This is a genomic window from Chryseobacterium vietnamense, from assembly GCF_031454475.1.
Taxonomy (GTDB): Bacteria; Bacteroidota; Bacteroidia; order Flavobacteriales; family Weeksellaceae; genus Chryseobacterium; species Chryseobacterium vietnamense.
In genome coordinates, this window is record NZ_JAVDQX010000002.1 from 427,338 (window position 1) to 441,239 (window position 13,902).

The 13,902-nt window shown below is 34.5% G+C and carries 12 protein-coding genes and 1 tRNA gene; 2 read left to right on the forward strand and 11 right to left on the reverse strand.

Annotation, left to right across the window (positions count from 1 at the left end; all coding sequences use genetic code 11):
- The first annotated feature begins 86 nt into the window (after nucleotides 1–86).
- Complete coding sequence (locus J2786_RS11190) at nucleotides 87–896, forward strand: T9SS type A sorting domain-containing protein (RefSeq protein ID WP_047435899.1); 810 nt, start codon at nucleotides 87–89, stop codon at nucleotides 894–896.
- 59 nt (nucleotides 897–955) lie between these two features.
- Here J2786_RS11190 and J2786_RS11195 read toward each other — a convergent pair whose 3' ends face one another.
- The 8 genes from J2786_RS11195 to J2786_RS11230 form a co-directional block, all read right to left on the reverse strand.
- Nucleotides 956–3,778 (reverse strand): aminopeptidase, encoded by a 2,823-nt coding sequence (locus tag J2786_RS11195; RefSeq protein ID WP_310025204.1) that lies wholly within the window; start codon nucleotides 3,776–3,778, stop codon nucleotides 956–958.
- 53 nt (nucleotides 3,779–3,831) lie between these two features.
- Nucleotides 3,832–5,211 carry an orotidine-5'-phosphate decarboxylase gene (pyrF, locus tag J2786_RS11200; RefSeq protein WP_047435029.1) on the reverse strand — a complete coding sequence of 460 codons (1,380 nt, stop codon included), beginning with the start codon at nucleotides 5,209–5,211 and terminating at the stop codon, nucleotides 3,832–3,834.
- A 121-nt stretch (nucleotides 5,212–5,332) separates the two neighbouring features.
- The gene (locus J2786_RS11205) at nucleotides 5,333–5,674 is read right to left on the reverse strand and encodes a YkvA family protein (RefSeq protein ID WP_034694904.1); all 342 of its coding nucleotides are present in this window, start codon (nucleotides 5,672–5,674) and stop codon (nucleotides 5,333–5,335) included.
- Between the two features lie 82 nt (nucleotides 5,675–5,756).
- Entirely contained in the window at nucleotides 5,757–6,296 is a 540-nt protein-coding gene (locus J2786_RS11210; protein ID WP_047435026.1) for a TlpA family protein disulfide reductase, read from the reverse strand.
- Nucleotides 6,297–6,305: 9 nt separating this feature from the next.
- Nucleotides 6,306–6,869, reverse strand: a complete 564-nt coding sequence (locus J2786_RS11215; RefSeq protein ID WP_047435023.1) for a thioredoxin family protein — start codon at nucleotides 6,867–6,869, stop codon at nucleotides 6,306–6,308.
- A gap of 17 nt (nucleotides 6,870–6,886) precedes the next feature.
- Nucleotides 6,887–7,957 (reverse strand): chorismate synthase, encoded by a 1,071-nt coding sequence (gene aroC, locus J2786_RS11220; protein WP_047435022.1) that lies wholly within the window; start codon nucleotides 7,955–7,957, stop codon nucleotides 6,887–6,889.
- 50 nt (nucleotides 7,958–8,007) lie between these two features.
- Entirely contained in the window at nucleotides 8,008–9,669 is a 1,662-nt protein-coding gene (locus tag J2786_RS11225) for an LIC_10190 family membrane protein (protein ID WP_310025209.1), read from the reverse strand.
- A 29-nt stretch (nucleotides 9,670–9,698) separates the two neighbouring features.
- Nucleotides 9,699–10,250 (reverse strand): glycine zipper domain-containing protein, encoded by a 552-nt coding sequence (locus tag J2786_RS11230; protein WP_047435017.1) that lies wholly within the window; start codon nucleotides 10,248–10,250, stop codon nucleotides 9,699–9,701.
- Between the two features lie 349 nt (nucleotides 10,251–10,599).
- Between J2786_RS11230 and J2786_RS11235 the strand changes: the two genes are divergently transcribed.
- Nucleotides 10,600–11,040 carry a hypothetical protein gene (locus J2786_RS11235; protein ID WP_310025213.1) on the forward strand — a complete coding sequence of 147 codons (441 nt, stop codon included), beginning with the start codon at nucleotides 10,600–10,602 and terminating at the stop codon, nucleotides 11,038–11,040.
- Between the two features lie 442 nt (nucleotides 11,041–11,482).
- Here the strand turns inward: J2786_RS11235 and J2786_RS11240 are convergent, their stop codons facing one another.
- The 3 genes from J2786_RS11240 to J2786_RS11250 all read right to left on the reverse strand — a co-directional run bounded on the left by J2786_RS11240 (nucleotide 11,483) and on the right by J2786_RS11250 (nucleotide 13,889).
- Complete coding sequence (locus J2786_RS11240; protein ID WP_047435009.1) at nucleotides 11,483–12,316, reverse strand: glycosyltransferase family 2 protein; 834 nt, start codon at nucleotides 12,314–12,316, stop codon at nucleotides 11,483–11,485.
- Between the two features lie 969 nt (nucleotides 12,317–13,285).
- Nucleotides 13,286–13,729 (reverse strand): CPBP family intramembrane glutamic endopeptidase, encoded by a 444-nt coding sequence (locus J2786_RS11245; protein ID WP_047435006.1) that lies wholly within the window; start codon nucleotides 13,727–13,729, stop codon nucleotides 13,286–13,288.
- Between the two features lie 89 nt (nucleotides 13,730–13,818).
- Nucleotides 13,819–13,889 (reverse strand) — tRNA-Cys (locus tag J2786_RS11250).
- Nucleotides 13,890–13,902 lie beyond the last annotated feature (13 nt).

A 13,902-nucleotide genomic window follows, 5' to 3' on the forward strand; every position in this document is an offset into this window, starting at 1 on the left:
TTTTAGATTTTTATCTTATATATTTTCTTAATTTGGTGGTATTGTTTTTGATGTTTTATAAACAATCCATTTCTAAAATTATTACGATGAAAAAAATCTTTACTCTTGTTGGTCTTACCGTATTAGTTTCTTTTTCAAACGCCCAGATTGTGATCAATGAAATCTATGGTGGGGATGCCAATTCAGGATCTGTCTTGAAAAATAATTATATCGTCCTTAAAAATATCGGAAATACCTTGGTTTCTTTAACGGGAGCAAGTATTCAATATGCTCCGGCGATAGGTGCTTTTACAGAATATCACACGCTGCCTGATTTTACTTTAGGGCCGGAAGAAACCTATTTAATTCAGGAATCAGCGATTGAAGGAGGCGTAGAAAATCTGCCAACACCGGATTTCATTGCAACTACCATCGTAAATTTTGATGGAACTCCCAACAAATCTTCCGGGTTAAAAATATCCAACGTATCAGGAAAAGTTGCATTAGCAGGAAACATCGTACAGGTTACTGGACCATCTGCATCTAATGTTCTGGATTTTGTAGGATATGGATCCAATGCAGATCAATTTAAAGGAGATGGGCCAGCTCCTTCTCCCACTACAAGCACGGCTATCAAAAGAAATTTAGTAGGAAATAATGATAATAGGGAAGACTTCTCTCTCGAAGGTAGCGTGAAGTCCGGCTTTGTACAGAATCCATTTATAAAAGACAGTAAAATAGTATTCGGAACAGAGGTGAAAGACGTGAAAGTTTACGATACATTCAGACAGGTTGTTAAAAAATCACCTACTAAACTCGCTTCAGCTCTTGATATTGCAGAACTTCCGAAAGGAACTTATATTGTAACAGGAACGATTAACAATATCCCTATTTCGCAGAAAATTATAAAAGATTAGTTTTTAAATAAAAAAGGACAACCGATAACAGGCTGTCCTTATTTTTTATTTTCAGAATCTTAATACCAACCTCTTCTCGCTGCATTAATAATTGACCCGAGATTAAGAATCAAAGTGTATCTGATACGCTTGCCATAATCCTTGAATGAAGGCTCAAATCCCAAAGAAGATTGTATCGGGAAATAAACTTCAAGAAAATCGGGAATGATTCTTACTTTAACTCCTGTGTCCCATATGAATTTGGCAGGGTGATCTTTGTTCTTATACACTCCGGCATCTGCGTACACATGAAATATTTTCCATACACTGGAATCTACATTGGCAGAAGTGATCCATTGGTTCACTGTTCCCGGCAGGAAAGATTTAAAACCTCCGTCAGCTAATATAAACTGCTGGGAAAGAAGACCACTGCTGGCACTTTCTCCCAAGAGAGTATAAGAGAATGAATAGTTGGAAACCCTTGAAATTCCATAATCAAAAAGGTTATTTCGGGTATTGTTTCTTAAGAAGTATCCGGCAAATAAACGTAAGCTCAGCTTTTGTTTAGGTGCAAATTCCCATCTGTAGAAGCCTTCAGCCGTTATTTTATTGAAATCTTCCATTCCCTGGGCGCTCAGGCTGAAACTTTTTTCATGAATCATCTGGCTGTCGCTGTAACCATAGCCGATACTCCAGAGATTATATTTGCTGTAATCATTATTGGCGATCATTTGCGGACTCAGATCTCTTTCAAAATAATTATAGGAAACGCCAAGACTTCTGCTAACGGTACTTCTTGGGTTCTTTCTGAAGTTAATAGAAGAAGAAATTGAGGTTTTTCTGTAAGCCAGATCATAATCATAATGAAAATAAGAGCCTGAAAGTCCAAATGTTAAACTTCGGATAATGCTTTCTGCGGGAAGGATAGAATAGGAGACAGCTCCTGAACCGGTAAGTTTTCCCGTTCCGGTACTATAAGTTGGAGTTACCGAATACAGGAATTTCTGATCAAAGAAAGACTGATTTTTAAAATTGGCTCCCAGAAGAAATTTATCATACGTATTATTGAATCGTACCCTTGGGCTGATGTAAATTTCATTGTATTCCGGGTTAGGAATATCTTTTATTAATTTAAGCTTAATTTTTTTTGCATTGGAAAACAGTCCTTTCGCATACAGGAAGTTGTCCCTGTAATTGGATTCAGGGAAGATATAGCCGCTATTTAAGGTGGTTTTGTAAATATTATCTGATGCAGGAAGTGACAGGCTGGTGGTACGTTCATTTTCCTCCGTGTCTATCCAGTACGTTTTCTTTTCTCCTTCCCTGGTTTCTGTTTCCAGTTTTACAGGAATAGAGATGTCTGTATTTCTTACAATTTTTATTTGCAGAGAATCGTTATCCTTTCTAATATTTTTTAATTTAAAATCAACCCTGTTCTTCTGTTTGAAAAAGTTGGAGAGATAGGCTGTTGATTTATTATTTTCAGCAAGGGACGACAGAAATTCATCAGGATTAATTTTTTTTCCGGAATTCTGAGAAATATAGTTTTTTAAAATCGCATCAAATTGATCATATCCCATTTTGTCTGCCGAATAATTGAAAAGACTTCCGGTTTCAAAGCTGCTGATAGCCATATCATTGAAATTACTCAAAACAGGGAAATGTTCATCGATTTTCTGATCAAGGTTCTGCAGCATGATATACTGATAGGAAAGCCCATAGCGGTCCAGAAGTTTTACTTTGGAGGCGTGGAATAACTTTAAGGGCTTAAGTCCAAAGATTCTGGTCTCGGGAAGTGTACCTAAAAGTTTTGTATCAGCATAGAATTTTTTGAGGTACTGAATTTCCAGATAAGATTTTAAACCATTTTTAAACCAATGATCTTTTTCTTTATCAGCAATTACGCCTTCGTCAAGAATTTTCTTGGCAATGATCCCAAAATAATCCATATCCGTTTTTTCAGTCTCGGTAAACAGGCGGAATCTGAATTTCCAGAAAGTAATATCATTATTCCCGAAAAAGTCTTCTTTAGCTCTGAACTTATCAGAAATAAAAATACTTTTCGGAAGATATCCGATGCGCTCTTTAATGAATTTTAATTGTAAAGGAAGATAAAACTCCAGATTTTGTTTTTCATCCGGTTTCAGATTGTATCCAAATTTGATTTCAATTTCATCTCCGTCAACATTGGTTTTGATGGATTGGAATTCTGTTGTAGAAATCAGGAATTCAGGGTCCGAGTCCAGATATCCCTTAAATGAATTCATCTGAACATGTGGAAGATTACCTTCAACAAAACTATTTACAGGGATGTCAAAGTTGACGGTCCAGAAAGTATTAAAACTTACCTGTTCCTCAATATCATGATAGTTTCTTCTGGAAATATTGTCCGGATCAAAATGATCCGGAACAATAAAGAAATATTTTAATACAGTATTCTGAGCGGATGTTCCGTATCCCGTAAAAGTTTTATCGGGAAGCTGCATCCTGTATTGCAAGTGTAAAGTGACGCTTTCGCCTGGTTTTAATGCGTTCTTCAGAGGAATAAAAAGATTTTCATCCGAGAGCGTATTGACGGGAAGGACTTCATTTTCAGAATTTTTAATATTCAGTTCAAGAAGTTTTCCCAGTTGATCATTTTTGGCAAAATGCAAATCATTATTCCGGTCTTCCAGTTTTCTGTAGACTAAAGAAGTCCCCCGTTTATTGTACGCGGAAACCCAATTCAGAAGTTTTACAGCTTGAAGGTCTTTTCCGGAATGATTGTAATAAACAATTTCCTGGCGGACCTCAAGGTTCTTTTTGTCAGGAGACAGTTTTGTTTCAATATATATACTGTCTGTCTGCGCAGAAACCTGTACAACTCCCCATAACAAAATAAGGCAAATGCTGATCTTTTTCAAATATTCGTGATAAAGCCCAAATATAACTTATTTTGTATATACTTTATAGCATTTTAACCTTGAATTGCTTTTTTTTCCAAAGAATTAATATAAGCATTCCATCCCTCTGTTTTATAAGTGATTGCTGATGCTTCCGGATCATTGGATTTGTAAATACCCCTTCCTACGATAATAAAATCTGTGTGAAGAGTTTTGAAAACATGCTCAGGGGTGTTGTACTGCTGTCCTTTACCATCTCCGGAATCTGCAAGGTTTACTCCCGGCGTGAATAATAAAAGGTCTTCAGGAATTTTATTCTGAGATACGCCACCAATGACATTCGGATGAGATAAAGCTACTTTTAAAGCTTCTTCACGATAGCTCGCGGTTGTCAGCGCTCCTTTGGAAGACATTCCAACAATGGCTACCACTCCTACATTTTTGAAACAGTCTAATGATTCAAAACCTCCGATTACCTGAGACGTTACGAAATCTGCCCAATCGGTAATTTTGAAAACTCCGCTTGTGAACTGAAGTTCCTGAGTGTTTCCGATATCAGCAAATTTTCTGTCTTCCATCAGTAAGAACTGGTGTTTTGCAGCAATCGCTTTTAAAGGAGTAATTGTTTTTTCGTATTCAAAATCAGAAATGATATCGATATGCGTTTTTAAAGCAATAATATGCGGACCTACTTTTTCAGCAAGTTCCAATAGCTCCTGAGTTGTAGTAACATCAGCAGAAGCAATAAGGTTTGATTTTTTTGCTAAAGCTGTTTCCAGTAATTTTTTTGAAACGGAATGCTGTGTTGACTGAAGTTTCTGCTCGTAAGAAGTTCTTACTTCTTCTTCAAACTGAATGTGATTCCCCTGAAGGAAGTCCTGGATTCTTTTTACTTCTTCATCAGACAATTCACCTGTTTCCTGAAGAATATTGCATACTTCTGAAATATTGAAAAGCGTGTGAACTCTGTATCCTTTACCTTCCAATAGTTGCTTTCCTCCCTGTTCTCTGTCAAGTACCACCACAATGTCAGAAACTTTAAGATCTTCCTGTTCTATTTCAGGAATGGTTTCCAGCAAAGATTTTCCTGAAGTGATCACGTCTTCTACCAAAAGACAGTTTTGTCCTTTCTGGTAAATTCCTTCAATCAGCTTCTTCGTACCGTAGCTTTTCGCTTCTTTTCTTTTAATAATTAATGGAATATAGCTTTCCAGAGACATTGCAGTAGCCATAGGAAGCGCAGCATAAGGAACTCCACAGATTAAATCAAAATTATCTAATGGAAGCATTTCCAGTAAATAATTAGCAAGATTTTTTAAAATTTTAGGATCTGAAGCCAAAGGTCTCAGGTCTACATAAAAAGGACTTTCAATACCACTTTTCAAGGTAAACCTTCCGAATTTAATGATTCCTAGTTTGTAGCACTCTAAGAAGAATTCTTTTTTACTTTCCATTATTTTTTATTAGATACTGCAAATTTAAGGAATTGAAATAAGGCTTAAAAATTTATCACTCATTTGTCAATAAAAAACCATCCCGGATTGACCGGGATGGTGTGAAAAATATAATAAACTATTATTTTACGATTTCAGCATCAATGACTTGGGCACCACTGTATTTTTGCTGGGCTTCCCATAATAAAAACTTGTCAACCTCTTTGATGAGCTTAGGAATGGTAAGTGACAATACTGCCAGATCATCCATGACTCCAAGAACCGGTATCACAAATTCAGGAAGGAGGTCAATAGGGGAGAGTACATATAAAATTCCCAGTAAAGGAAGAATAATGTCTATGGATTTCATAGGATAAATTCCTTTTCTCCACATTTTGACCATTCTGAAAATATCAGGGATCTTTTTGATAAAGCCCTTATGATTGATGGCTTCTTTTGCAAGATTTAATTTTGAATATTTCATTTTGTGTTTGGATTAATAAATTTTTCAATGCTATAAAATTCGCAAATCCTGTACCAACAAATTATAAAATTTAGTTAAAATATTATTTGATAATATTGTCAATGAACTGGTGCACAGTCTCTGTGTTCCAGTCTTTTGTGGCATCCTCTTTAATAAGGATTCTTCCGTGTTTATCCAGCAGGAAAGTGGTAGGGAATACCTTTGGAAGAATTTTCTCAGAAATCGGACTTTGAGCAATATACACCGGAACGGTATAATTATTATCTTTCAAAAACTTTCTTACATCCTCTTCCTTATCATTCATGGCAATCAATACAAAATCTACATGATCTTTTCTGGTATCATACAGTTTCTGGATAGAAGGCCATTCTTTTCTGCAAGGTGGGCACCATGTCCCCCAGAAATTCAGGAAAACACCTTTGTCCTTAAAGTTTTTAAGATTAGTGCTTGGTGCATTAATCCCTTTAAGCTCTATATCATAATCCTCTTCACTGATATGAACTGCATTTTCTATAGTTGCTACCGGAAAGAAGGTGTCTTTTAGAAAGTTTCTTACCCCTGGCATAAAAGCAACACCAGCGATAATGACAATAATTACAAGATAAATGATATTTTTTTTCATATCTCTTTTTTATAGAAGATCCAAAATTTCCTGAACAGCATCTTTCCCTCTGTTTTTAGCATAGTATATCTGCAGGTCATTATAGAAAGAATCTTTTGGATAGGCTTCAGGATCGGCTTTATATTTCATAAGAAGTTCATATCCATATTTGGGACGCGGTCCCCACGAATTTTTTACATTCAGGTCCTTGTCTAGGATAATGACTTTCGGGATAGATTCCGTGCCATTGGTCAGAAACTGATTGATTAAGCTTTTATCACTGTCTCTCAGGAATACCCTTACTTCATTATGTCCTTCAAAAAATCTGAAAAGAGCAGGTACTGTTGCACTTGCATCTCCACACCATGCTTCAGAAATAATCAGAATCTTTCCGTCAAAGTTCTTGGCAGCAAGTTCTTTCAGCTGCTCTTCATCCGGGACGTATTTTTTTACCGTTCGGTCCATTCTCTGAAGACCAAGCTCATAATATTGTTTATAGTCAGCTTCCTGTTGGTTAGCAGGATTCTCTAATCTTTCTTTTGCAATCTGAAGGTATTCTTCAAACGAAATTCCTTTATCCCAGTAATTTTTCATTACTAAAAATATTTATGTTAAAAATTATTGATGTTTCTTGTTTTGTTGATCAAAAACAGGTCTGCCAGTACAAATGCAGCAAGACTTTCCACTACAGGAACAGCTCTTGGAACTACACAAGGATCGTGGCGTCCTTTTCCTTCTACAATAACAGGATTTCCATCTTTATCAATACTATCCTGAGGTCTCAGAATAGTAGCTACAGGTTTGAAAGCCACACGGAAATAGATATCCATTCCGTTTGAAATTCCCCCCTGGATACCTCCTGAAAGGTTAGATTTTGTAGTGAAATCTGTATTGAAGGCGTCATTGTGCTCTTTTCCGGTCATTTTAGCACCGCAGAAACCGCTTCCATATTCAAAACCTTTGCATGCATTGATATTCAGCATTGCTTTTGCCAGTTCAGCCTGAAGTTTTGAAAAGATAGGTTCACCAATTCCTACAGGAACATTCTTAATCACACATGTAATTGTTCCTCCAATAGTATTCCCTTCTTTTTTGATCTCTTTGATTCTTGCAATCATCTTTTCTGCCGTTTCAGCATCCGGACAACGAACGTCATTGCTTTCTGTTTGGGAGAAATCTAAAGCCTGATAAGGTTTTTCACAGAAAATATCACCTACGGAAGATACGTAAGCATTGATCTCAATGTTCGGTAAAAGCTGCTTGGCAAGTGCCCCCGCAACTACCCAGTTCATGGTTTCTCTTGCAGAAGATTTTCCACCACCACGGTGATCTCTGAAACCAAATTTCTGGTCATACGTGAAATCTGCATGACTAGGACGATAAGCCCCGGCAATATGATCATAATCTTTCGATTTCTGATTTTCGTTTTCGATGATAAAACCGATGGGTGTACCAGTTGTTTTTCCATCAAAGATTCCGGAAAGAAACTTTACCGTGTCACTTTCTTTTCTTTGTGTAACGATTGATGACTGGCCGGGTTTTCTTCGGTTTAGTTCGTACTGAACCTGATTGAGATCTACCGCTAAACCTGCCGGAAAATTATTGATGATACCGCCATAAGCCACTCCGTGACTTTCTCCAAATGTTGTAAGACTAAGAAGATTACCTAATGTATTGAACATGATACAAAATTACCTTTTTTTCTTCAGATAATAAAGTTTCTGGATTTGTTCTATTTATCAGTGTTTTTGATATTATTGATAACCTTTTGGGCTTCCTCTTTTTCCGCTGAAGTCATTTTTTTTGAGATAAATCCTTTTTTGATATCCTTTTTGTCTAAAAGTTGTGGGAAAATCCCCGCTTTCACATCATCAGAAAGATAAGCCGGAGTAATTGCCGGAAGTGGGGTGTCAAAACTATAAGGATAATGGTGAGAAACATTAAATTTAAAATTTCCTACCTTATAGGTGTCAAACTGCTGATATTCATAGGTTGCAGGCTTGTAAATCTGTTCTTTTTCAAATCCGGTCATAAAACTTCCCACCCTGAAACTGGGAATAGATCTCTGGATCAATTCAGGAAACGATAAGATTGAAATACATAATAAACTGAGCGCAGAAAAAGTAATAATGGATTTCTTCCGATCAAAATATTCATAAAACAGAACAAAGAATATCACGAAGAATACATCTGTAAAAAATCTGTATTGGGCTGAAAAAGCCAGAACTAATATACTTTTTATCAACAAAGAAATACAAAGCAGGGTGATGAGTTTTCTCTTTTTAATCCAGGCAAATACGGAGAAAATAACTAAGCTTAAAACAAAGAGAATATTGATTTTGGATTTTATTCCATCCAAAGAAAACCAGTTTCTGATATAATCAACAGTTGAGAATTTTTGTATTTCCTCAAACGTGTACTGCATATCATAGGTTTTCATGATGGCAAATTGTGAAGAAATTTTTAAAATCTCCGAATCAGGCTTCCAGGGTACTCCTACATCACCTGTTGCTATAGGAAATACCGGATATCCGAATGTCCAGATATTCTTAATGAAGAATAAAAATAAAATTGAACCCCCAAAAAGAAATTGTTTAAAGGTACTTTTACAAATTAAAACAAAGTTTAAGAAAACGAAAACAGGCAACCATAGCATCGTAGGTTTTATAGTAAAAACAAAAACAGAAAAGGCAAAAAGGAGCGTGGTATTACTGTTTCCGGCTGTAATTTCATTTAAAATGATTAATGAAAAAATAATTACAGGAAGATCAGGGCTTGGAGATTGCGAAAACAGCAGTAATATCGGTAGAAAACAAAGATGAACCCAGTTTTTCCTTTCAATACTATAGATACTGTAAATTATAAGCAATAGGGTATTAATTCTTAAAAACGGATCAGAAAAATTGGAAAATCCCGCCTGAAAAATATGCCACACAGACATTTGTCCCAAGGTGAGGTCAACATTCGAGATTCCCTTTATCAGTCCATATTCTGTGAGCCATTTCAAAGTGGGAACATAATATCCGAAATGATCCAATATATAAGGGTAGAAAGAGCCGGCAAATATAGCGGTCACAGAACTTACGCTCAAAACTAGACAATCCTTTTTTGAAAAGTGATGGAATTCCTGATAAAGTTTATTTTTAAAGAAAAAAGATAGACCCAATAGTACTGAAGGCACTTCCACCTTGATATTTAAGGGAATGAAAAAAGAAAGAATGGTCCATATCAGGCTTATTCCAAGGATTCCTGATAAAATTTTCCCGGAGATTCCCTGGAATAAAATTCCCCATATATTTTCCATGATCTTTCCCCAGCCCATCAGGACAGGAATAATGAAAATGGAAGAAAACAGAATCAACACCATAAAAAAAGATTGCTTAAAAGTAAGCAATCTTTATATTTTATCATTAAAAATATTTATTAACGGGGTTGTACCCTTCCGTCTTTTCTATCTTGTGATCTACCAATGGTATATCCGGTTGCACCACCTACAACACCACCAATTACAGCTCCTAATCCTCGGTTTTTCTTAGCAATAAGTGCTCCGGCAGCAGCTCCACCTACCGTACCAATAACAGTTCCTTTGGCAGCTTTACTCCATCCTTTTTTCTGAGTAGTTCCCTGTGAAGTACCACTTCCGTTATTAGCATAACTTCCGTTGCTGCTTCCTGATCCAGAATTGGAGTTTCTGTCTCTATATATTGTTCGGGTTTCTCTGACCACCTGTGGTTTTGAATTATTTTCAGCAGCAGCCCTCGCTTTTTTGCTTTCTGATACACTATCTGCTTTTTTCTGCGCTTCATATACCATTTTTTCCTTTTCAATAGCCAGTTTTTGTTTTTCTATTTCAAGTTGTCTGGCCTGAAATTCAAGTTTCTGTGCTTCCAGTGACTTTTCTGCAACACTGTCATCTTTCTTGCAGGCCGTCATTAAAAAGACGGATAAAAAACCTGCTAATACTATCTTTCTCATAATTCAAATTTTAATACGATCAAGCCAAAATGACTTTGATTTTAATTCTATTTTCAATTATGAAGCCAAATTTTAGTTAATAAGTGTTAAAATTGATAATTAAAAAGAGAGTTAATTTTATATAATGATCAGTTTTGTACTGTTGATGGTAGATTTCAAAGGTTGAAAAATAAAGGTTGATTATTTTAAGTTCTATGCTTTTTAGGATAAAATAAAAAAATAAAGTAAATATTATTATGCTTCCAATCTTCTTTTTTGTTTTTAAAAGTATTTGTAAATTTTATTTCACTGATAGTTTTTATTAAATTCATATAAGTTGAGTATTTTTGAATACCAAATTACTTGTTATATGAAAAAATCAATTTTTACAGTATCAGCATTTATTGGATTGCTGGCTGTTTCAACATCGTTTTCCTCCAGGGAAATAACAGAACCCCATAAAGGTAGTTCAGAAATAGCTGATAAAGCACTAAAAACCCAGACTTATAAGATCCGGTATGGCCTTCTTTCTAAAAACGGAACAAAAATTCTGTCAGGAAATTATGATGTAGGAAGTTTCCTTGCAGAAAATATGACGACCGGGGAAGTATATGATACTTATTATAGTGGAGGATTTCAATCTGTTCCACAATATTATGATGGGCTTCCTGCGGGAACTTATACTTTTTCGGCAATGCAGGGGCAAGGTGGATGGGTTGGCTATGGAACCGTAGTTGCTACAGTTTCTGACGCACAGGTAGATGCTGATGGATATATCACAGTGTATATTCCAATCATTTGGGAAGAATAAGCCTTGTGAGCAAACAAATATTTAGCTAAATTTACCCATTCCAGAGATGAAGATATTTTCAGTCATTACATTTGATTTTTATATTAAATATAAACTATAAAGTATTTTGTAATGTAAATTATATTTGATTTGTCTTCAGGTGCGGTTTGATTCTTATAGAAAGTATTCATTCTTCTGTTCCTATACTGTGTTATATTTTCTGCTTGGAAAATGTAGACTATATTGGTCATGCTGAATGATTCTACAATATTCTGTTTGGATTTTTCTAAATAGATTTTTTTCATCATTTGTGTTTTTTAGGCCTCCGTCAGGAGGCCGTTTCTTTTTGATGCTTTATGATTTTGCGCATATACTCATTGTTCAAAAACGGATACTTTTATTACAAACATTTTTCATTCCATATTTATAACAAAAGGCTGCTCAATTTGAGCAGCCTTTTTACTTATATATTATCTAAAGTAACTTTTATTTTACTGATGAGACGGTGCATTCTGCGGGTCTGGTAATTCAAAAGATCAAAAATTTCATTTGAACCGGTAAAAACTTCAGGAACAACTTTGTGATTAATGGTTTTTATTCCCCGTCTTTTCATCGTGTCATGAATTACTCTTGCAAATGATTCCTTTGCACTTTGTTTTGCTTTGTCCTGAGAAATTCCATTGGAATGCAGTCTGTAGAGGTACAAAGGATCTTTGAGGTATTTCACTTGCCCCTGCTCCAGTATTTTCAGATAAAGATCCTGATCTACTGCGTTTTTCAGATTTACATTAATGCCTGCAGTTCTTAAATAAATCTTTCTTTTAAAGGTGAAGAAATGGGCAAACTGAATAGGATAGTTGAAGAAATAGCGGTTGTTATAAATTTGTTTAGTGCCTGTATAAATTTTTTCCGGAACAAGGTTTTCATTGCACAGTATCATTTGAGAATATACGGCAGCAAGATCTTCTCTGTTCTTAAATTCCAATGTTACTTTTTCCAGTGCTTCCGGATGAAGTGCATCATCAGGATCAAGATATGCACATAAATCTCCCTGAGCATAGTTCATGCATTTAGCTTTGGTAAATCCACAACCTTTATTAATGGCATTATGATAAAGCTTAAAACGGGAATCATTTTTAATCAGAGACTTTATGATCTCTACCGAATCGTCTGTAGAGGCATCATCAATAATAATTACCTCCCAGTTTTTGTAGGTTTGATTGATTAATGAATGATAGCACTCCTTGAAATACTTTCCATTATTATAGTTTGCTATAAGTATAGAAAAATTTGCCACAGTTTCTTGAATTAATAATGTAAAATTATAAAATTATATATGTGGAAAACATAACCTCGATCATCATATATCTGGTATTTTTTTCTTATATTTTGCACACTAGGTAGTGTATTATGTTTTTTTAAGTGTAAAATGTTTCACAGTTATAAGAAATATGATTCTATAGATTTTGATTATTGTCTTTTTTTGAGAAATAAAGTTGATGATCGGGAAATTCAGTATTTAAAAGAAATAATAATTTTATGATTATACTCATAAAATAAAAAAAAAGACTGGTATATCTTTGGCTTAGAATTAATAGATAAAATAATTTTTATCTCTGATATAAAATTTTTTTTCATCATTTGTGTTTTTTGAGGCCTCCATTTCTGGGGGCTTTTTATATAAAAGAATTGAAGTGATATTTTTATGTTGATCTTGATGAAATTTTATTTTTATGTCATAACGGGTAAAGTGTGCCAATTTGTTATTTGAAATACTTTTTTATGGCAGATGAGCTATGTTAAATTTTTTTTATGTCCTGAATGTAAATTTTATTTTATTAAAATGTAAATTATTTTTTTTTTAATACTTTTGCCGGACAATTAGATTTATCTGAAACTATTAAAGGTAATTATGAGGAGGTTTTTAAGGTATCAGTATAATCTGTTTTAAATATTGAATTGGTTAAAATGGTGCTACAGTAAGAAAATGACTTTTTTTCTCAAAATCATTATTCTTGGCACGATTTTTCAATATAGAAATGTAACTCATGTTTAATTTGAGTTTTCATGGTTATTAGTTTTTATCCTCGGAATTTCCGAGGATTTTTTTTTGCCCCAATATGACGCTACTCATAAAAGTTTGTTGGATTAATCCTCTATTTTTGAAGGAGATAATTTTCTATCCATCATTACTTTTTACATTATTTATCAAGCTCTTCTGTGATCTGAAGGGCTTTTTTTGTATCATTAAAAGAGGAAAATTATATTACATTATAAATAAAAAGCCGTACAGGTTGAATAACCCGTGAAAGAATACTGTCAGCATAAAACTGTAGGCATGGGCGTGCTTGTTGTAATAAATATAGAGATTGTTTAAAATAATGCCTCCAAAAAATGTCATGACAATATATAGCCCATTATAATAATGCATGGATGCAAAAATGATACTCATAATAATTATACAAAGTACTTTATTGCTGATCTTCATCCATTGGCTTAAAATTAAGTATGGGAGATACTGAAATAAAAATGTTTCCAGAAAAGGAGCGATAAATATGGCAATGAAGTTTAATTCATCCTTTGAAATATTATTGTGCTTATTGTGGTTGATATCAAAATGAAAATAGGTATCATTAATGTAATTAAAAAAATATCCATTCAAAAGGGCAAGTGCGAATGAAATAATAAAAAAGGATATTGATTTTTTCATACGTAATATTGATGATAAAGAAAGTAATAATAAAACAACAACAAATATAAAAACAAAAAAACCTCTAAATAACTTAGAGGTTTTTTCTGAGGTACCTAGCGGATTCGAACCGCTGTAGATGGTGTTGCAGACCACTGCCTAGCCGCTCGGCCAAAGTACCATTTTTACCATTT